The sequence below is a fragment of the Streptomyces sp. NPDC032940 genome, from assembly GCF_040636935.1.
Taxonomy (GTDB): domain Bacteria; phylum Actinomycetota; class Actinomycetes; order Streptomycetales; family Streptomycetaceae; genus Streptomyces.
Map to the genome: position 1 here is coordinate 42,497 of NZ_JBEZVJ010000035.1, position 18,701 is coordinate 61,197.

Annotated in this window: 17 protein-coding genes and 1 pseudogene; 13 read left to right on the forward strand and 5 right to left on the reverse strand. The window is 73.9% G+C overall.

Features of this window, described 5'->3' with window-relative positions:
* Positions 1-187: 187 nt before the first annotated feature.
* The 9 genes from AB0E77_RS30010 (at position 188) to AB0E77_RS30050 (ending at position 12,401) form a co-directional block, all read left to right on the forward strand.
* The gene (locus AB0E77_RS30010; RefSeq protein ID WP_361576775.1) at positions 188-1,864 is read left to right on the forward strand and encodes an FAD-dependent oxidoreductase; all 1,677 of its coding nucleotides are present in this window, start codon (positions 188-190) and stop codon (positions 1,862-1,864) included.
* On the forward strand, positions 1,861-3,318 hold the full coding sequence (locus AB0E77_RS30015; protein ID WP_361576778.1) for an ATP-binding protein: 1,458 nt from the start codon (positions 1,861-1,863) through the stop codon (positions 3,316-3,318). The genes AB0E77_RS30010 and AB0E77_RS30015 overlap by 4 nt, the downstream gene beginning before the upstream one ends.
* Entirely contained in the window at positions 3,315-3,668 is a 354-nt protein-coding gene (locus tag AB0E77_RS30020) for a UBP-type zinc finger domain-containing protein (protein ID WP_361576781.1), read from the forward strand. Before AB0E77_RS30015 ends, AB0E77_RS30020 begins: the two co-directional genes overlap by 4 nt.
* Positions 3,669-3,730: 62 nt before the next feature.
* On the forward strand, positions 3,731-6,673 hold the full coding sequence (locus AB0E77_RS30025) for an AAA family ATPase (RefSeq protein WP_361576784.1): 2,943 nt from the start codon (positions 3,731-3,733) through the stop codon (positions 6,671-6,673).
* 90 nt (positions 6,674-6,763) lie between these two features.
* Positions 6,764-8,056, forward strand: a complete 1,293-nt coding sequence (locus AB0E77_RS30030) for a CAP domain-containing protein (protein ID WP_361576787.1) — start codon at positions 6,764-6,766, stop codon at positions 8,054-8,056.
* 113 nt (positions 8,057-8,169) lie between these two features.
* Positions 8,170-9,129 carry a threonine/serine dehydratase gene (locus AB0E77_RS30035; RefSeq protein ID WP_361576790.1) on the forward strand — a complete coding sequence of 320 codons (960 nt, stop codon included), beginning with the start codon at positions 8,170-8,172 and terminating at the stop codon, positions 9,127-9,129.
* 122 nt (positions 9,130-9,251) lie between these two features.
* Positions 9,252-10,844: a serine/threonine protein kinase gene (locus AB0E77_RS30040; RefSeq protein WP_361576792.1), complete on the forward strand. Its 1,593-nt coding sequence runs from the start codon at positions 9,252-9,254 to the stop codon at positions 10,842-10,844.
* Between the two features lie 58 nt (positions 10,845-10,902).
* Entirely contained in the window at positions 10,903-11,877 is a 975-nt protein-coding gene (locus AB0E77_RS30045; RefSeq protein ID WP_361576795.1) for an LLM class F420-dependent oxidoreductase, read from the forward strand.
* Between the two features lie 98 nt (positions 11,878-11,975).
* On the forward strand, positions 11,976-12,401 hold the full coding sequence (locus tag AB0E77_RS30050; RefSeq protein ID WP_361576798.1) for an SsgA family sporulation/cell division regulator: 426 nt from the start codon (positions 11,976-11,978) through the stop codon (positions 12,399-12,401).
* Positions 12,402-12,420: 19 nt separating this feature from the next.
* Here AB0E77_RS30050 and AB0E77_RS30055 read toward each other — a convergent pair whose 3' ends face one another.
* The gene (locus AB0E77_RS30055) at positions 12,421-12,930 is read right to left on the reverse strand and encodes a DUF6328 family protein (RefSeq protein ID WP_361576801.1); all 510 of its coding nucleotides are present in this window, start codon (positions 12,928-12,930) and stop codon (positions 12,421-12,423) included.
* A 151-nt stretch (positions 12,931-13,081) separates the two neighbouring features.
* On the opposite strand from AB0E77_RS30055, the gene AB0E77_RS30060 reads away from it, so the two are divergent.
* Positions 13,082-13,429: a hypothetical protein gene (locus AB0E77_RS30060; protein ID WP_361576804.1), complete on the forward strand. Its 348-nt coding sequence runs from the start codon at positions 13,082-13,084 to the stop codon at positions 13,427-13,429.
* A 42-nt stretch (positions 13,430-13,471) separates the two neighbouring features.
* Here AB0E77_RS30060 and AB0E77_RS30065 read toward each other — a convergent pair whose 3' ends face one another.
* Positions 13,472-14,455, reverse strand: coding sequence for an aldo/keto reductase (locus AB0E77_RS30065; RefSeq protein ID WP_361576807.1), 984 nt, complete (start codon positions 14,453-14,455; stop codon positions 13,472-13,474).
* 131 nt (positions 14,456-14,586) lie between these two features.
* Here AB0E77_RS30065 and AB0E77_RS30070 point away from each other — a divergent pair, with 131 nt between their 5' ends.
* Entirely contained in the window at positions 14,587-15,039 is a 453-nt protein-coding gene (locus tag AB0E77_RS30070; RefSeq protein ID WP_361576810.1) for an SRPBCC family protein, read from the forward strand.
* A 17-nt stretch (positions 15,040-15,056) separates the two neighbouring features.
* Here AB0E77_RS30070 and AB0E77_RS30075 read toward each other — a convergent pair whose 3' ends face one another.
* The 3 genes from AB0E77_RS30075 to AB0E77_RS30085 form a co-directional block, all read right to left on the reverse strand.
* Positions 15,057-15,758, reverse strand: a complete 702-nt coding sequence (locus AB0E77_RS30075) for a ribonuclease H (RefSeq protein ID WP_361576813.1) — start codon at positions 15,756-15,758, stop codon at positions 15,057-15,059.
* 31 nt (positions 15,759-15,789) lie between these two features.
* Complete coding sequence (locus AB0E77_RS30080; protein WP_361576816.1) at positions 15,790-16,587, reverse strand: VOC family protein; 798 nt, start codon at positions 16,585-16,587, stop codon at positions 15,790-15,792.
* A 157-nt stretch (positions 16,588-16,744) separates the two neighbouring features.
* Positions 16,745-17,227, reverse strand: coding sequence for a VOC family protein (locus AB0E77_RS30085; RefSeq protein ID WP_361576819.1), 483 nt, complete (start codon positions 17,225-17,227; stop codon positions 16,745-16,747).
* A 302-nt stretch (positions 17,228-17,529) separates the two neighbouring features.
* On the opposite strand from AB0E77_RS30085, the gene AB0E77_RS30090 reads away from it, so the two are divergent.
* The gene (locus AB0E77_RS30090) at positions 17,530-18,186 is read left to right on the forward strand and encodes an ATP-dependent Clp protease proteolytic subunit (protein ID WP_361576822.1); all 657 of its coding nucleotides are present in this window, start codon (positions 17,530-17,532) and stop codon (positions 18,184-18,186) included.
* Positions 18,186-18,602, forward strand: a pseudogene (locus AB0E77_RS30095) (ATP-dependent Clp protease proteolytic subunit); the annotation flags it as partial. The gene AB0E77_RS30090 and the pseudogene AB0E77_RS30095, both read left to right, overlap by 1 nt.
* Positions 18,603-18,701: the final 99 nt, after the last annotated feature.

Consider the following 18,701-nt stretch of genomic DNA (forward strand, 5'->3'; position numbering starts at 1 on the left):
CCCTCCTGTGTCGCGGTCACGTCCATGGGCCCAGTGTTCCCCACGCCGGGCGCCGGCCGGGCACGGCGTCCCTCCGTCGCCCCCGCCGGCCCGAGCGGGACGGGGCGAACGAACCTACGATGGGTCGCAGGCCGGTGCGGTGACGGGGACGCCGTGCCGTCGATCCGGCCGTTCGACTGGGGGACGTATGGCACAGGCGGACGGGGCGACACGGACCGTCATCATGACCGTGGACGACGATCCGGGGGTCTCCCGCGCCGTCGCCCGTGACCTGCGGCGTCGCTACGGCGCGTCGTACCGGGTCGTGCGCGCGGAGTCCGGCGCGTCGGCGCTGGAGGCGCTGCGCGAACTCAAACTGCGCGGGGACCTGGTGGCGGTGATCCTCGCCGACTACCGGATGCCGCAGATGAACGGCATCGAGTTCCTCGAGCAGGCCCTCGACGTGTACCCGGGGGCCCGGCGGGTGCTGCTCACCGCGTACGCCGACACGAACGCGGCCATCGACGCGATCAACGTGGTCGACCTGGACCACTATCTGCTCAAGCCGTGGGACCCGCCGGAGGAGAAGCTCTATCCGGTCCTCGACGACCTGCTCGCGGCGTGGCGCACCGGGGACCACCGGCCGGTGCCCAGCACCAAGGTCGTCGGGCACCGCTGGTCGGCGCGCTCCTCGGAGGCCCGCGAGTTCCTCGCCCGCAACCAGGTGCCCTACCGCTGGTACTCCTCGGACGAGCCGGAGGGGCGGCGGCTGCTGGCGGCCGCCGGGCAGGACGGGCAGCGGCTGCCGGTGGTGATCACGCCGGACGGCACGCCGCTGGTGGAGCCGGAGGCGCCGGAGCTCGCGGCCCGGGTGGGGCTGGCGACGACGCCGGAGGCCGAGTTCTACGACCTGGTGGTGGTCGGCGGCGGCCCGGCCGGGCTCGGCGCGGCCGTCTACGGGGCCTCGGAGGGGCTGCGGACGGTGCTGGTGGAGCGGTCGGCGACCGGCGGGCAGGCCGGGCAGAGCTCCCGCATCGAGAACTACCTCGGCTTCCCCGACGGCGTGTCCGGCGGACAGCTCACCGAGCGGGCCCGGCGGCAGGCCGCCAAGTTCGGCGCGGAGATCCTCACGGCGCGGGAGGTGACGGGTCTGGAGGCCAACGGGGCGGCGCGGACCGTACGGTTCTCGGACGGCTCGGCGGTCGCCGCGCACAGCGTGATCCTGGCGACCGGAGTCTCCTACCGGCAGCTCCCCGCGCCGGGCACGGAAGAACTCACCGGCTGCGGGGTGTTCTACGGCTCGGCGCTGACCGAGGCCGCGGCCTGCCAGGACCACGACGTGTACATCGTGGGCGGCGCCAACTCGGCCGGGCAGGCGGCGATGTACCTGTCCCGGGGCGCCAAGTCGGTGACGCTGCTGGTGCGCGGCGGCTCGCTGGCCGCGTCGATGTCGCACTACCTGATCCAGCAGATCGAGGACACGCCCAACATCCGGGTGCGCTGCGGCACGGTCGTCGAGGGCGCGCACGGCGACGGGCACCTGGAGCGGCTGACGCTGCGCGACGCGACGAGCGGCGCCACCGAACTCGTCGACGCGCAGTGGCTGTTCGTGTTCATCGGCGCGGCCCCGCTGACCGACTGGCTGGACGGCACCGTGCTGCGCGACGAACGCGGCTTCATCCTGGCCGGACCCGACCTCACCCCCGACGGGCGGCCGCCGGCGGGCTGGGAGCTGGACCGGCCGCCGTACCACCTGGAGACCAGCGTCCCGGGCGTGTTCGTGGCGGGCGACGCCCGCGCCGAGTCCGCGAAGCGGGTCGCGTCCGCCGTCGGGGAGGGTGCCATGGCCGTGATGCTCGTCCACCGTTACCTGGAGCAGTCGTGAGCGGGCGGCCGATGCCGTGCAGCCCCCGGGAGATCGGGGAGCTGTTCCTCTTCGAGAAGCTGTCCCCCGAGCAGCTGGGCCGGCTGTGCGCCGAGGGCCGGGTGGAGGTGTTCGAGCCCGGTCCGGTGTACGCCGAGGGCGATCCCGCGACCTGCTTCTACGTGATGCTCGAGGGCACGGTCGTGCTCTCGCGCCGGGTCGGCCGGGACGACGTGGAGACCAACCGGACCTCGCAGCGCGGGGTGTACGCGGGCGCGATGCAGGCGTACGTGGGCGACCGGGTGCCGCAGGTCTACAACAACTCGATGCGGGTCACCGAGCCGACGCGGTTCTTCGTGCTGCCGGCGGACACGTTCGCGGCCGTGATGCGCGAGTGGTTCCCGATGGCGGTGCATCTGCTGGAGGGGCTGTTCTTCGGGTCGAAGAGCACCCAGCGGGCCATCGGCCAGCGGGAGCGGCTGCTGGCGCTCGGTTCGCTGTCCGCGGGGCTCACGCACGAGCTCAACAACCCGGCGGCGGCGGCCGTGCGCGCCACGTCGACACTGCGGGAGCGGGTGGCGAAGATGCGGCACAAGCTGGCCGTCATCGCCGAGGGCCCGTTCTCCCGGGACGCGCTGGCCGGCCTCATCGAGATCCAGGAGCGCACGGCCGAGCGGGTCGCGAAGGCGCCGTCGCTGAGCCCGCTGGAGGCCGCCGACCGTGAGGACGCGCTCACCGACTGGCTGGAGGACCACGGCATCGAGCAGGGCTGGCAGCTCGCGCCGACGTTCGTGCAGGCCGGGCTGGACGCGGAGTGGCTGGACCAGGTCGCGGCGGCCGTGGACGCGGAGATCCTGCCGGGAGCGGTCGGCTGGCTCAACTACACCGTCGAGACCGAGCTGCTGATGAACGAGATCGCGGACTCCACGGCCCGCATCTCGCACCTGGTGGACGCGGCCAAGCAGTACGCGCAGCTGGACCGGGCGCCCCACCGGACCGTGGACGTCCATGAACTCCTCGACAGCACGCTGCTGATGCTGTCGGGCAAGATCGGCCCCCGGATCGAGGTCGTCAAGGAGTACGACCGCACGGTCCCGGACGTCCCGGCCTATCCGGCCGAGCTGAACCAGGTGTGGACCAACCTGATCGACAACGCGGTCTCCGCCATGCACGGCGCGGGCGGCGAGGGCACGCTGACCGTGCGGACCGCGCTGGTCCACGACCGGCTGCTGGTGGAGTTCCGCGACACCGGCACGGGTATCGATCCGGAGATCCGGGAGCGGATCTTCGACCCGTTCTTCACCACCAAGCCGGTGGGCGAGGGCACCGGGCTCGGCCTGGACATCTCCTGGCGGATCGTGGTCGACAAGCACCACGGCACCCTCCGGGTCGACTCCGTGCCGGGAGACACCCGTTTCCAGGTCCTCCTCCCGCTCACCGCGGCCGTATCCGAACCGACCGAGGAGCCGGCATGACCCGTGACACCGTCATCGACCCCACCGTCCCGCCGAGCGGCACCGGCTGCGCCGAGTGCGAGGCGGCGGGCGGCTGGTGGTTCCACCTGCGGCGCTGCGCGGCCTGCGGCCACGTCGGCTGCTGCGACAGCTCGCCCGGGCAGCACGCGACCGGCCACTACCGGGACACCGGGCACCCGGTGGTGCAGAGCTTCGAGCCGGGCGAGGACTGGTTCTGGGACTACGCGACCGAAGAGGTGCGGCAGGCGGGGCCCGGCCTCGCCCCGCCGGGCAGTCATCCCGGGGACCAGCCCGTCCCGGGGCCCGCGGGCCGGGTCCCGGCGGACTGGGCCGCCACGCTGCGACGCTGACCGCGCGCGGCCGGCATCGCCCGCCGGTGGGGCCGGGTCCGTCGTCACCGGCGCGTGTCAGGATGGGCGGCGTGGCACAGACCTCACTCACCAGCCCACTCGTCGGCCGCGAGGACGAACTCGCGCGTCTCACCGGCGCGCTGGAGCGCACCCGCGCCGGTGAGGCCTGCGCGGTGCTCGTCGCCGGGGACGCCGGGGTCGGCAAGACCCGGCTGCTGGACGAGGTCGCCGCGCGGGCGGCCGCGGCCGGGACCACCGTGCTCACCGGGCACTGCGTCGACCTGGGCGACGTGGGACTGCCGTATCTGCCGTTCACCGAGATCCTCGGCACGCTCGCCGCCGACGAGCGGTACGCCGGCGTGTCGGCCGCACACCCGGTGACCCGGCGGCTGCTCGGGGGCGGCCCGCAGGACGACGCCGGCGCCCCGCGCTCGCGGCTGGCGCTCTTCGAGGCCGTGGCCGCCCTGCTGACCGAACTCGCGGACGTCGCCCCGCTGCTGCTGGTCCTGGAGGACCTGCACTGGGCCGACCAGTCCTCGCGCGACCTGCTGAGGTTCCTGCTCGGACGGGGCGTGCTCCAGCAGGACCGCATCGCGGTGTTCGCCTCGTACCGGGCGGACGACCTGCACCGCCGCCACCCGCTGCGCCCGCTGCTCGCCGAGCTGGTGCGGCTGCCCGCCGTGGAGCGCCTGGAACTGCGGCCCCTGCCGGACGCCGATGTGGCCCGGCTGGTGCGCGCGCTGCGGAAGCGGCCGCTGCCGGACACCACCGTGCACCGGATCGTCGAACGGGCCGAGGGCAACGCCTTCTACGCGGAGGAACTGGTCGCGGCCACGGACACACCCGCCGTGGGTGTGCCCAGCGGTCTGGCCGACGTCCTGCTCATCCGCTTCGAGCAGCTGTCCGACACCGCCCAGCAGGTGCTGCGCACCGCCGCCGTCGCCGGGCGCCGCGTGGACCACGATCTGCTGCGGGACGCCGTCGGGCTGCCCGAGGCGGAGCTGGAGTCTGCGCTGCGCGAGGCCGTGGAGCGGCAGTTGCTCGTCTCCGGCGAGGGGAACACGTACAGCTTCCGGCACGCCTTGGCGCGCGAGGCCGTCTACGCCGATCTCCTGTCGGGTGAACGGGCCCGGCTGCACGGCGCGTTCGCCCGGCTGCTCGCCGGCCCGGGCCGCCGGCCGGGCGGCGCCGCCGAGCGCGCCCACCACTACCGCGAGAGCCACGATCTGCCCGAGGCCCTGGCCGCCTCGCTGGAGGCCGCCGACCACGCCCAGCGCGTCGGCGCACCGGCCGAGGAGCTGCGGCACCTCGAGGCGGTCCTGGACCTGTGGCCGGCGGTCGACGCCGCCGCCCGCCCGGCCGGCCCCGACGCGGTGACGCTGACCCTGCGCGCCTCCGCAGCCGCCGCGCACGCCGGGGAACTGCACCGCGCGGTCTCCCTGACCCGGTCCGCGCTGGCGGGCCTCGGTCAGGACGCGGACCTGGAACTGGCCGCCCGGGTCCGCTACACGCTCGCCGGGAACCTGCTGAGCGTCGACAACCTGTCGGCCGCCTACGCCCACAGCAGCGAGGCCCTCGACCTGATCCCCGCCGAGCCGCCGTCGTCGACGTGGGTGTGGGCCGCGGCCACACATGTGACGGCGGCCCGGCACGTCGGGGAGAACGAGACGGCGCTGCGGGTCGCCCGGCGGGCCCTGCGGGCCGCGGAGGATCTGGAGGTCACCGACGCGCGCGCCGATCTGCTGATCTCCCTGACGAGCCTGGAGGGCGGCAACCGGTCCACGCCGGCGGGCCGTGAGCGGCTCCTCGAGGCCCGTGAGCTGGCCCGGCGGGCGGGCAACGCTCCGGTGGAGCTGCGCGCGCTGTTCAACCTGGCCATCGGCAGCTTCGAGTCCGGTGATCCGGAGAAGTGCCTGCACTGGGCGTCGGAGGGGCTGGACCGGGCCCGCCGCTCCGGGCTGCTGTCCTCGCCCTATCCACGCGAGATGCGGTATCTGCGGCTGCTGGTGCGGTACACGCTGGGCCACTGGGACGAGGTGCTGCGCGAGTCCGCCGAGCAGGCCAGGGTGCGGCCGGCCGCGGGCGGGCACACCCTCGGCCCCGAGCTGTACGTGACGCTGGCGCGGGGCGACTTCTCGGCGGCCGAACGGGCCCGGGGCCTGCTGGAAGGGCCGTTCGACTGGATGGCACGGCTGGTGGCCGGGCTCGTGCTGACCGACGCGGCGGGGCTGCGCGGGGACCCGGAGGAGGCCGTGCGATGGATGCGGTCCACCGTGGAGGAGCTCACCGAGGCGGGTACGCGGCCCGCCGTGACCGTGCGGCTCGCCGGCCTCGCGCTGTCCGCGGTCGCCGACACCGTGACCGGACTGCGCCGGGCCGGGGACGAGGCCGCGGCGGCCCGCTGGACGCGGACGGCGTCCGAGCTGCTGGCCGAGGCCCGCTGGTCCGCCCGGCACGGCTTCGACGACCTCCCCCAGGGCCCGGAGGGCCAGGCGTGGCGGGCGCGGGCGGAGGCCGAGTGGTCGCGGATCTCGGCCGCCGCGCCCGACCCGGCGCCCTGGGAGCGGGCGGTGGCCGCCTTCGCGTACGGCGATCCCTACGAGCGGGCGCGGTGCCGGCTGCGGCTGGCCGAGGCCCTGCTGGCGGCCGGCCGCCGCGAGGAGGCGGCCGCCGAGGCCGACGCCGTACGCCGGGAGGCCGACCGGCTCGGAGCAACGCTGCTGCGTGAGCGGCTCGACGACCTGGCCCGCCGCGGCCGGCTCACGGATCCGCAGCCGGCCGCCGCAGCCGCGGTGCTGACCCCTCGTGAGCAGGACGTGCTGCGCCTCCTCGCCCTCGGGCACAGCAACCGGCAGATCGGCGAGAAGCTGTTCATCAGCGCCAAGACGGCGAGCGTCCACGTCTCCAACATCCTCGCCAAGCTGAGCGCGTCGAGCCGTACGGAGGCGGTCGCGGTCGCCTACCGGCAGGGGCTGGTCGCCGCGGAGCCGACCGCCCCCAACTGACCTCGGCCGGCGCGGGAACCCCGGCCCGCCGGGGGACGTTGTCCGGGCACCCCGACTCCCACGGCGGACCACGACACAGGGCGGCACAGGATGAGCGAGTTGGTCCCGGGCGGCAACGTACCCCTGCCGGGCGGTCCCGTGCTCCTGCGGGTGCCCGGCGGGCTGGACGTGTCCGCCCTCATCACGGACGACGGCGGCACGGTGGGCGGGGACGGCGACTTCGTCTTCTACAACCAGCCCGACGCTCCCGGCACCCGGCTGCGGGACGGCACGCTCACCGTCGACCCGCGGCGGCTGCGCGCCGGCGCCACGCGGGTGACGGTGGCCGTCAGCCCCGCCGTCCCCGGCGCGCTCCTGAGCGACTCCCCCTCGCCCGCCCTGCACGTGACCGACGCGGCCGGCCGCACGCTCGCCCGGTTCTCCCCGCCCCGCCCGCGCCGGGAGACCGTGCTGCTGCTCGCGGAGCTGTACCGGCGCGGCGAGGGCTGGAAGCTGCGCGCTCTCGGCCAGGGGTACGCGGACGGACTGGCCGGTCTCGCCCGGGACTTCGGGGTGGCGATCGTGGACGACGCCGAGGACTCCGGGACGCTCGCGCCGCCGCCCGCCGACCCGGACGGCTTCCTGGAGCTGGTCAACTCGGCCCGTGCGGCGGCCGGTTCCCGGCCCGTCGCGGCCGACGCCCGCCTCACCTCCGCGGCCCGCGCGCACGCCGGTGCCATGGCCGCCGGGGGTGCGCTGAGCGTGGAGACCCGGGACGGCGTCTCGGTCCACCAGCGCGTCGTCCTGGCCGGGTACGCGTATCTCACCGTCGGCGAGCACCTGGTCTCCGGTCCGCGCACGCCCGCCGAGTTCGTCGGCCACTGTCTGCGCACCGAGGGCGCCCGGCGCACCCTGCGGGAGGCCGCCTTCACGCACGCCGGCTGGGGACACGTCACCGGCGGGCCCTCGGGCGACACGTACTGGACGGTCCTGTGGGCCGTGCCGCTGACGCCGGACGGCCTGGACCGCGCGACGGGCGAGGTCGTCGAGCTCACCAACCGGGAGCGGGCCCGCGCCGGACTGCCCGCACTGGCCGCCGACCCGCGCCTCACCACGGCCGCGCAGGCGCACAGCGCGGACATGGTGGCCCGGGACTTCTACTCGCACACCGACCCCGACGGCGGCGCGCCCTGGGACCGGGCCGCCGCGGCGGGCGCCACGCGGCGCACGGTCGGCGAGAACATAGCCTGCGGCCAGCGCTCCCCCGCCGAGGTGGTGGAGGGGTGGATGAACAGCCCCGGTCACCGCGCCAACATCCTGAAGACCGGCTTCACGCACATCGGGGTCGGACTGGCCGGCGGCGGCCGGGCGGGCATGTACTGGACCCAGCTGTTCGGCGGCTGACCGGCGCTCTCCCGGGCGCGGCGGGCCCTGCGGGGAACCTGTTGACCTTGGACACCCCGCGCGAAAGGCTGCGGGAGGTGTGGATCACCAGCCGCGCCGGAAGGATGACTGCCTTGATCGGGATCACGGAGATCGAAGCCGCGGCCGCACGGATCGCCGGCCATGTCGTACGCACCCCGACCGTGCCGAGCCCGGGGCTGACCGCGCTGCTCGGGGTCCCGGTCACCGCCAAACTGGAGCTGTTGCAGCGCACCGGGTCGTTCAAGGCGCGCGGCGCGACGGCGAAGCTGCTGTCGCTGACCGAGGCCGAGCGGGCCGCGGGTGTCGTGGCGGTCAGCGGCGGCAACCACGGTGTCGCCGTGGCGGTCATGGCCGCCGCCCTCGACGTGAAGGCCACCGTGGTCATGCCGCGTACGGCGCCGGCCCGTTCGGTGGAGGCCGCCGAGGATGCGGGCGCGCTGGTGCGGCTCACCGACGGCATGGACAGCGCCTTCGCACTGGTGACCCGGCTGCGGGAGGAGGGGCTGACGCTGGTCCACCCGTTCGACGACCCCGTGGTGATCGCGGGGCAGGGCACGGTGGGGCTGGAGTTCGCACGGGACGCCGGGGAGCTCACCGACGTGGTCGTGAGCATCGGCGGCGGCGGGCTGATCGCGGGCGTGGCGGCGGCCTTGCGCGCGCTCCGTCCGGAGGTGCGGATCTGGGGCGTGGAGACGGCGGGGGCCGAGGCCATGTCCCGGGCGCTGGCGGCGGGCGGACCGCTGCCGGTGCCGCTGTCGTCGGTCGTCACCACGCTCAGCGCCCCGTCCGTCTCTCAGTTGACGTACGACCATGTGTCCGCGCTGGTCACCGATGTGCTCGTGGTGTCCGACCGGGAGGCCGTCCAGGGGTCGCTCGAGCTCGCCGAGCACGCGAAGGTGTGGACCGAGCCGGCGGCCGGCTGTCTGCTGCCCGCGGCCCGGCGGGTGGCCGAGCGGGTGGGCGACGGGGCCCGGCTCGGGCTGGTGGTGTGCGGGGGCAATGCCACGACCGCCGGCATGACGGCCTGGGCGGACCGCTTCGGCCTGCGCTGAGGCGGGCGTTCCTGTGGGGGACGCGCGGGAGGGTCCGGAGGTGTTTCGCGCGCGCGTTGAACACACCCCGGTCCGCTCCCCGTACCTCTGGCTGGACCGACAGCCGGCGGCGCGAGCGAGGGATGTCCATGGGCAGGGCGCACGTCTCCACACACGACCTGGTCGCCGGACGGTACCGCCTGCTCGAGGTCTTCCACCGGGAGACGAACCGCGTCTGCTGGTCCGGTGAGGACACCGGGACGGGCCGTCCCTGCCTGGTGACGCAGGTCGGCCTCCCGGAGGAGCTCGCGGCCGAGGGCGCCCGCCGGGTGACCGGCCGGGTCGTGCGGTCCTGCGAGACGGTGCGGCTGCTCTGCCCGGACGGGGTGGCGGCGGTGGTCGAGGCGGTCGTGGAGCAGGGCGCCCTGTGGACGGTCACCGAGTGGGCGGGCGGCACACCGCTCGGTGGACTCCTGGCCGAGCAGGGCGCGTTCGACCCGGCGCGGGCGGCACGTGTGGGTCTGGGGCTGCTGGACGTGCTGGACGCGGCGCACGACCAGGGCGTCACGCACGGCGAGCTGAGCCCTGGGCAGGTCTTCGTGCGCGAGGACGACTCCGTGGTCGTCACCGGTTTCGGGCTGGCCGGTGCCACCCTCGTCCCGCGGCTCACCGCTCCCTCGTACGCCGCCCCCGAGCAGGCTCGCGACGAGCGGATCGGGCCCGCGGCCGACCTGTGGACGCTGGGCGCGATCCTCTACGCGATGGCGGAGGGCCGCCCCGCGTTCCGGGACCGGGGCAGGTCCGAGGCCACGCTGAAGGGTGTGGACCGGCTGCCGCTGCGCGGCCCGGTGCGGGCCGGTCCGCTCACCCAGGTCGTGCAGGGGCTGCTGCGCGGGAACGCGCGCGAGCGGCTGAGCCGCCCGGTGGTGCGCGAGGCCCTCACCCGCGTGCTGTCCCAGTCCCCCGGCGCCGCGCCGGCCCCGGCGTCCCGGTCCCGGCTGTGCGGCGCGCGCACAGCCGCGTGCCGTGCCGGGCGCCGGTGGAGCCGGACGGCGGTGGCGGGGACCGCGCTGGCCGGGGTGACCGTCGCGGTCGCCGTCCTCGCCGTCACCCACGGCCTGCCCGGCACGGGCGGCGACACCGGCGCCGGCGCGGGGCAGCGCCCCCCGTCCCCCGCCGCGCCGCCCGCCGACGCCACCGCGCCCGCCTCCCCCGCTCCCCGGCCGAGCGCGACACCGTCGCCGTCGCCCTCGCGGCCGGACGGCGTCGTGCCCGCGGGCTTCCGGCGCTACGAGGCGCCGGAGGGCTTCTCGGTGGCCCTGCCCGAGGACTGGCGGCGGCTGGACACCTCGCGCGTGCCGGGCGGGGCGTACCGGGTCGTCTTCGGGGCGTCCGGCGATCCGCGGACCCTCGCGGTCACCTACAGCGAGCAGGCGGGGGCGGACCCGGTGGCGGTCTGGCGCGACGACGTCGAACCCGGTCTGGAGCGGTCGGACGGGTACCGCAGGGTCGGCGGGATCCGCGCGACGACGTACCGGGGCCGCGAGGCGGCCGACATGGAGTGGCTGGCCGAGGCCGCCGGCGTCCGGGTGCGCACGTTCGGGCGCGGGTATCTGCTGGGCGGCGGGCGCAGCTTCTCGCTGCGCTGGACCACTCCGGCCGGCGACTGGGACGAGGCCGCCAACGAACGGGCGCTCGCCGCCTTCCTCGCGACGTTCCGCGAGGCGTCCGGGTGACCGGGGCCGCTCCCGGGTGCGCCCGTTTTCACCGCGCGCGGACGGGGACTCGCCGCGTATGGTGCAAATCGGATACACGATGATGACCGAGCAGGCCGGTCCCCGTGAGCTCGTCGACCATGTGGTGCGGGCCGAGCAGGTCGGTTTCGACTTCTCGGTGACCTCGGACCACTACTTCCCGTGGCTGCGCTCGCAGGGCCACGCTCCGTACGCGTGGAGCGTGCTGGGCGCCGCGGCGCAGGCGACGTCGCGCATCCCGTTGATGACGTACGTGACGTGTCCGACGTTCCGCTACCACCCGGCGGTGGTGGCGCAGAAGGCGGCGACGCTGGCGCTGCTGTCCGAGGGGCGGTTCCGGCTGGGGCTCGGCTCGGGCGAGAACCTCAACGAGCACGTGGTGGGCGGCGGCTGGCCGTCCGTGGACGTGCGCCACGAGATGCTCCGTGAGGCCGTGGAGATCATCAAGGCGCTCTTCGAGGGCGGCCACGTCAACCGTCGGGGCACGCACTTCGACGTCGAGTCGGCCCGGCTGTGGGACCTGCCGGACAGTCCGCCGCCCATCGGCGTGGCCGTCTCCGGGGAACGCTCCTGCCGGCTGGCGGGCGAGCTCGCCGACCTGGTGATCGCCACCGAGCCCAAGGCGGACCTGGTGGAGGCGTTCGACCGGCACGGCGGCCGGGGCAAGCCGCGCGTCGGCCAGCTGCCGGTCTGCTACGACCCGGACCGGGACGCCGCGATCGGGCGCGCCCACTCCCAGTTCCGCTGGTTCGGCAGCGGCTGGAAGGTCAACTCCGAGCTGCCGCACCCGGATTCGTTCGACGCGGCGACCCAGTTCGTCACACCGGAGGACGTCGCGGAGTCGATCCCCTGCGGCGACGACCCCGACGCGTTCGTGGAGGCCGTGCGTCCGTACGCGGAGGCCGGGTTCACCGAGGTCGCCCTGGTGCAGATCGGCGGCGAGTCCCAACCGGCGTTCCTGGACTGGTCGGAGAAGACCCTGCTGCCGGCCCTGCGCGACGCCCTGGGCTCCTGACGACGGGGGCCGACGGGGAATCACCCGGTTGCCGGAGCATCCCTCGGTGGATCGGGGTACTAGATGGCCCTACGTCTGTTCTCCCGGAGGCCCCTGCCGTGAAGTCCCTCGTGCACAAGACCCTGGTGGTGCAGCTCCAGACGGGCGACGCCGACCGTTTCCCGGTGCTCGCCCATCTGAGCTACGACCCGGCGGACCCGTTCGCCTTCACCATCGTGTTCAGCCACGACGGCCGGGTGCTGGCCCGCTGGACGCTGGACCGGGAGATGGTGGGCGAGGGCCTCGTCCGCCCGGTCGGGGTGGGCGACGTCCGGCTGCGTCCCGAGTCGCGCGGCATGTGGGAGGAACTGCGCATGGAGTTCCTCGGCGACCAGCGGCCCGACGGGGAGCGCCATCGCGCGGTCGTCTTCATGTGGGCGGCGGCGGTGACCGCGTTCCTGCAGGAGACCCACGAGGTGGTGCGGCCGGGCGAGGAAGAGGTGCACGTCGACGACTTCCTCGCGGAGCTGATGGCCGACGGCTGAGACGGCCGTCGGAGGCCCGTCAGCGCGAGGTGTGGCGGTACCGGGTCCACAGCGGGATCACGAACCAGCACAGCAGGTACCACAGCACCACGCCGGCGACCAGGTAGGGCACGAAGCCGTCATGGGTCGCCACGCGCAGGATCAGCAGCAGCGAGGAGGTCATGGTGACGAGCAGCAGCACCAGGCCGAGCAGGGTCAGCCGGGAGGCCCACCGCACCGCCTGGGGCTTCACACTGCGGCCGGAGACGAGGCGGTGCAGGGACACCGGCCCGATCAGCGCTCCGGTCGTCACGGCCCCGAGGACGACCGTCACCAGGTAGATCGTCTGGTTCACGTCCGACAGGTCGTCGTACTTCGGGGTGAACACGACGGTGAGCAGGAAGCCGAAGAGGATCTGCACACCCATCTGCGCGACGCGGACCTCCTGGATCAGCTCCGTCCACATCCGGTCCGCGCGCTCCTCCTCGGTCTCGTCGCGCCCCCGGCGCCGGCCCGGCTCCCCCGTCGTCCCCGCGTGCGTGTCCGCCATGGTTCCTCCCGCCTGCCGCCGCCTGGGTCCTCTTCCCTCTTCCCGCGTTCCCCGCGGTCAGACGCGGTGCGGGCGACGGTGTCCGGTTTGGGCGAACGGCGGACGGTTACACGGGCGGGACCCACACCGAGGCACAGGAGGATGGCGAAGGATGTCCGACACTCAGCTCACCGTGACGCTCAGTGGCGGCGGCGTCGACGACGCGCGGGCGGTCGTCCGTGCCCTGGAGGGGACCTTCGGGGCGCCCGACGGCCTCCCGGGGGACGAGCGGGCGACGGTGCGCACCGCGACCTTCAGCTCCCCGCCCTCCCCGCACGCCGATCCGGCGCCGTCGCGGGCGGACGCCGGTCTCTCGGCGCCGGTCACGGTCACCGTGCAGGGCACCCCGCAAGCGGTCGAAGCCGCGAGCAGGACGCTGACCGGCGCCTTCCCGACCCGGGACGAGGGCGCCGCCTCCGGCGACCAGGAGCGGGAACGTCAGCTGGTCCTGGTGCCGTGAGCGGTGCGGCGCGTCCCGCTGCCGTGAGGCGGCCGGAGCGCGCTACCAGCGGCCTTCGACCTGTTCCCTGATCCGGCGGTCGTAGAGCTCGCGGACCGCCGTGAGCGTCTCCTCGGTCAGCTCCGGCAGCCGTGCCGCGTCCGTGTTGGCGCGAGCCTGTTCGGGCGAACGGGCGCCGGGGATCACGGTGGTCACGCCGGGCTGCTGGACGACCCAGCGCAGCGCCAGCTGGGCCGGGGTGTATCCCTCGGGAGCGAGGGCGGCGAACTCGGCGGCGGCCTCCACACCGGTGGCGAAGTCGACGCCGGAGAAGGTCTCGCCCTGGTCGAACGCCTCGCCGTGCCGGTTGAAGTTGCGGTGGTCGTTCGCTGCGAAGACCGTGTCCTTGGTGTACTTGCCGGACAGCAGGCCCGAGGCGAGGGGCACGCGCGCGATGATGCCGACGCCGGCCTCCCGGGCGGCCGGCAGGACCTCGCGCAGGGGCTTCATGCGGAACGGGTTGAGGATGATCTGCACGCTCGCCACGTTCGGCCGGGCGATGGCGGTCAGCGCCTCCTCGCAGGTCTCGACGCTGACGCCGTACGCCTTGACGCGCTCCTCCTCGACCAGGGTGTCCAGGGCGTCGAACACCTCGTCGGAGGAGTACACCGTGGTCGGCGGGCAGTGGAGCTGCACCAGGTCGAGGACGTCGACGCCGAGGTTGCGCCGGGATCGGTCATTCCACTCGCGGAAGTTGTCGAGGACGTAGTTCTGCGGGATCTGCTCGGCGCGCCGGCCCATCTTCGTGGCGACCATGACGTGCAGGTCCGGCCTGCCGCGCAGGAAGGTCGCGATGGTCTCCTCGCTGCGGCCGTCACCGTAGACGTCGGCGGTGTCGAAGAAGGTCACGCCCGACTCGGCGGCCGCCTCCAGTACCGCGAGGGCCTCCTTGTCGTCGACGTCCCCCCAGTCGGCACCCAGTTGCCAGGTGCCGAGGCCGATCACCGATGCGTGCTGGTCCGACCTGTCGAAAGTGCGCTCGTCCATGCGGCCAGTCTGTCATCCCCGGCCCCACGGCCGCACCGGCGCCCGGCGGCCCCCGGGCAGAGGGTGATTCACCGGACGGCCGTCGGGTACCCGCGCGGCTCCGTCCGACGAACCGAAGGAGGAGAGACAGCGTGTCGCAGGTCGAGGAGTCCATCGAGGTCGGCGTGCCGGTCCGTACCGCCTACAACCAGTGGACCCAGTTCGAGTCGTTCCCCGAGTTCATGAACGGGGTGGAGCGGATCGAGCAGCGCGGTGACACCCTCACGCACTGGGTGACGAGCGTGGACGGCGTCCACCGGGAGTTCGACGCGGAGATCACCGAGCAGGTCCCGGACGAGCGGGTCGCGTGGACCACGGTGTCCGGCGAGGCCCGTCAGGCCGGTGCCGTCACCTTCCACCGCCTGGACGACGAGCGCACCAAGGTGATGCTCCAGATGGAGTTCCAGCCGGAGGGCCTCGCCGAGAAGGCCGGGGACAAGCTCGGGGTCGTGCAGCGGCAGGCCAAGGGTGACCTGAAGCGGTTCAAGCAGTTCATCGAGGAACGCGGCCGGGAGACCGGCGGCTGGCGCGGCACCGTCGAGTAACCCGCGTCCGGCCGGAGTTATCCGGCCGCCGCCGTGCGGCACTCCGGGTGACCCCAGCCGTGGTCGTTCTTGGCGATCGGTTCCCCGGCGGCGTACGAACGGCCGCACAGGCAGCGCCCGGGGAACTTCGCCTTGATGGTGCGCGCGGAGGCGCCGCCGCCCTTGCGGGCCGTGCCCGGTCCGCGGCGCGGTGCCTTCCTCGCCGCCGGGACGTCCGGCGCGGGCGGCGGCTCCGGCGAACCGAGGCCGCTGCCCGCGGGCTCCTGGACGGCGGCCGCCTGGCTGGCGGCGCGGTCGGCGAAGTCGTTGAGCTTGTCGCCGTCGACCTGGTGGGCGGGCACGTAGCGGAACTCGACCGAACGGCCGTCGAGCAGCTCGTCGATGCGCACGACCAGCTCCTGGTTGGCGACCGGCTTGCCGGCGGCGGTCTTCCAGCCGTTGCGCTTCCAGCCGGGCAGCCAGGTGGTGACGGCTTTCATCGCGTACTGGGAGTCCATGCGGACCTCGAGCGGCACGTCGGGGTCGGTCGACGCCAGCAGGCGCTCCAGGGCGGTGAGTTCGGCGACGTTGTTGGTGGCGCGGCCGAGCGGCCCCGCCTCCCAGCGGGCCGGCACCTCCGACGCGTCGGCCACCACCCAGGCCCAGCCGGCCGGACCCGGGTTCCCCTTCGAAGCCCCGTCGCACGCGGCCACCACACGTTCACGCATGACCCCGATCATGCCACGGTCCGGCCGGGTGTCCGGACGGCCCTCAGGTGACGGGCTCGAGCTTGGGCATCTCCCCCTCGGTCTTCGTGATGTCGATCACGGAGAAGCTCGCGCCCTGCGGGTCGCTGAGCGCCGCGAAGCGGCCGAACGGGGTGTCCATGGGGCCGAAGCGCAGGACGCCGCCGAGCTCGGTGGCCTTGGCCACGGCCGCGTCGCAGTCGGCGACGGTGAAGTAGACGTTGATGTAGGGCGGCACCTCGGGCGGGAAGTCCTCGGTCATCCGCATCCGGCCCAGGACGGGGTCGTCGCCCAGGTCGAAGATGCGGAAGTCCACGTGCTCGTCCTGCATCTGCTTCGCGTCGTACGAGAAGACGGCGGGGAAGAACGCGTCCGACTTCTCCGGTTCGCGGGTGAAGATCTCGGCCCAGCAGTACGCGCCGGGCTCGGCCGTCGCCTCGAAGCCCTCGTGGGTGCCGCCCTGCCAGACGCCGAACACGACGCCGCCCGGGTCGCGGGCCAGGCACATGGTGCCGAAGTCGCCGACCCGCATCGGCTCCATCAGCAGCTCGCCGCCGGCCTCGCGGATCCGGGCGGCGGTCGCGGTGGCGTCCGGGGAGGCGAAGTAGAGGCACCACTGGGACTGGTCCTCCTGGCCGGGCGGCGGCGGGACCACCGCGGCGACCGCCTTGCCGTCCGCGTAGCACTGGGTGTAGTTGCCGTACTCCGACGACGACTCGCCGAAGGTCCAGCCGAGGACGTCGCCGTAGAAGCGCTTGGCCCCTTCGACGTCACTGAACATCGCGTCGGCCCAACAAGGGGCTCCCTCGGGTTGCACGGCCATGACTGCCGCCTCCGCATTGCTGAAAGTGACGGATGGTTGTGGTGGTGCGGACGGTACGAAAGGTGCGTTTCCTCACGCTAGTCACCGCGGACCGGCCCCGCGCGCCGAGCGCCGCGGTCCGGGGCCGTCTGGCGGCCCCGGCGGTCCGGCGGGCGGCTCAGCCTCCCGCGTAGGCCCTCTCCAGCTCGGCGATGTCGAGCTTGCCCATCGACATCATCGCCTTGAAGGCACGCGCGGCCCTCGCCGGGTCGTCGTCGCGGAACATCTCCTCGAGCCGGACGGGCACGACCTGCCACGACACCCCGAACCGGTCCTTGAGCCAGCCGCAGGGACCGTGCTCGCCGCCGCCCTCGACGAGCCTCGCCCAGTAGTGGTCCACCTCCTCCTGGCTGTCGCACATGACCTGGAAGGAGACGGCCTCGGTGAAGCTGAACTGGGGTCCGCCGTTCAGGGCGACGAACCTCTGGCCGTTGGCCGTGAAGTCGACGGTCAGGACCGTGCCGGGGGCGCCGGGCGCGCCCTCGGGAGTGTGGGTGACGGCGCCGACGGCCGAGTTCTTGAACACCGAGACGTAGAACGCGGCAGCCTCCTCCGCCTGGCCGTCGAACCAGAGACACGTGGTGAATCCGTCGGTCGTCATGAGTACCTCCTGGGCGCGGGGCGGAACGCGGTCACCACTGTCGACCGGCGCCGGCCCGGGAACTCATCGGTCGCCGCGCCACGGTTTTTCCGCGGCCGCCCCGCACCGGCCGCGGGAGTGCTCTGCTCAGGGCGAATCTGCCGCGGGCAGAGAAATCCCCGCGGGGCCGGGCCCCCGGCCGACAGTGGGGGAGACCGCGGCGCACAGCCGCTCACGCGGAACTCGACATCCGGATGCGTCGACACCTCTGCACCTCTGCACCTCGACACCTCGACACCTCGACACCTCGACAAGGAGCGCCGATGTCTCCACTCACCACCGGCCCGGCGCCGGCCACGCCGCCCCGCGCGCAGGAGGGCGACACCCTTCCCACCCGGTTCGACGACCAGCTCGCCGCGCAGCTGCTCGCGCAGCGCATCGTGCTGCTGGGCACGCAGGTCGACGAGGTCTCCGCCAACCGGGTCTGCGCCCAGCTGCTGATCCTCTCGGCGGAGGACCCGCGCACCGACATCAGCCTGTACATCAACAGCCCCGGCGGCTCCGTGCACGCGGGGCTCGCCATCTACGACACGATGCGGCTGATCCCCAACGACGTCTCGACGCTCGCCATGGGGTTCGCCGCCAGCATGGGCCAGTTCCTGCTCAGCGTGGGCACGCCGGGCAAGCGCTACGCCCTGCCGAACGCGCGGGTCATGATGCACCAGCCGTCGGCGGGCATCGGCGGGACCACCGCCGACATCGAGATCCAGGCGGACAACCTGGAGTTCACCAAGCGGACCATCGAGCGGATCACCGCCGAGCACACCGGTCAGAGCCCGGAGACGATCTCCCGGGACGGCGACCGGGACCGCTGGTTCACGGCCGAGGAGGCCAGGGAGTACGGCATGGTCGACCGGGTCGTGGAGTCCCTCGCGGACGTCCGCCCGGCCGCTTCGCGACGCAGGATGGGGCTGCAGTGATGGGGAGCTACACGATTCCGAACGTCGTCGAGCGCACCCCGCAGGGTGAGCGGTCCTACGACGTGTTCAGCCGGCTGCTGTCGGAGCGGATCATCTTCCTGGGCACCGAGATCGACGACGGCGTGGCCAACGTCGTCATCGCGCAGCTCCTGCACCTGGAGTCGGCGGCCCCGGAGAGCGAGATCGCGATCTACATCAACTCCCCCGGCGGCTCGTTCACCTCGCTGATGGCGATCTACGACACGATGACCTTCGTCCGGGCGCCGATCTCGACGTTCTGCGTCGGGCAGGCGGCGTCCACGGCGGCCGTGCTGCTGGCCGGCGGGGACGACGGGCGCCGGTTCGTGCTGGAGCACGCGCGGGTGCTGCTGGGGCAGCCGGCCAGCGGGGGACGGCAGGGCACGGTCTCCGATCTGACCCTGCTGAAACCTTCAGAAACCTTGCGGTGACGCAGATGTTAAGGGTTCACTCACCGAAATGGCAGCACTCGGTGCGAAGTTGTCGCGGGACACCCG